Source organism: Gilliamella bombi (assembly GCF_900103255.1).
Lineage (GTDB): Bacteria > Pseudomonadota > Gammaproteobacteria > Enterobacterales > Orbaceae > Gilliamella > Gilliamella bombi.
Genome location: NZ_FMWS01000058.1, coordinates 1 through 697 on the forward strand (window position 1 = coordinate 1; position 697 = coordinate 697).

The window sequence follows — 697 nt, forward strand, 5'->3', positions numbered from 1 at the left end:
ACTGACACAGGTTAAACCTGACTAAAAACCTAAAACGGATCAAGCTGAACAAAGTGGACAATATCTGGAGCATAATACCTGAAAGTATTGTAATATAAGCCAGTTTTTATGTATAAATATTGTCTTCAATACCAACTGGGAGCAGATTAACCTGACGGCTATTATTTATAAACCATATAAATCATCTAGATCATCTTCACACACTAATTTAGAAATAAATTCATTAAAGCTATTGCATAGAAAAAGAGTACTCTTATCTTGATTATCCGTTAAAGATAAATTGTCTGACCATGTGTCAAGAGTATAGTAGTATATTTTTCCATTATTAATATCGATGCAGAAATAATTACCACCTGCGTCAATCGCAAAAGGTAAAAAAGTTTCCGGTAATAACTTTCTGCCCCATAAATCTGCTGCTTTGAAAGGCATTAAATAGTTCTTGTTATTATTAAATTTTTTATAGTATTTAACAGGTATGAGCTCATGGATTACAACCCATTCAAATTCACCTTCAGGATCCAGCCAAGCATTATTCTCTGGCATTCCACCATTGTGGTGTAACAGGAATTGTCTTAATTGAACAGGAATTTTTATCTTTAAAAGTTTTTCAACCTCATTTAGGTCAGCGGTATTAATTGCTTGTTCTGAGTCATAGAATTTGTTACTTGCTCTTGGTTTAATATCTTCATCTTCAACG

At 32.4% G+C, this 697-nt stretch carries 1 protein-coding gene; it reads right to left on the reverse strand.

From position 1 onward, the window contains the following. Positions 1-165: 165 nt before the first annotated feature. Positions 166-697: SMI1/KNR4 family protein (locus B9N71_RS10640; RefSeq protein WP_085165916.1), on the reverse strand; the 532-nt coding region annotated here is incomplete at its 5' end.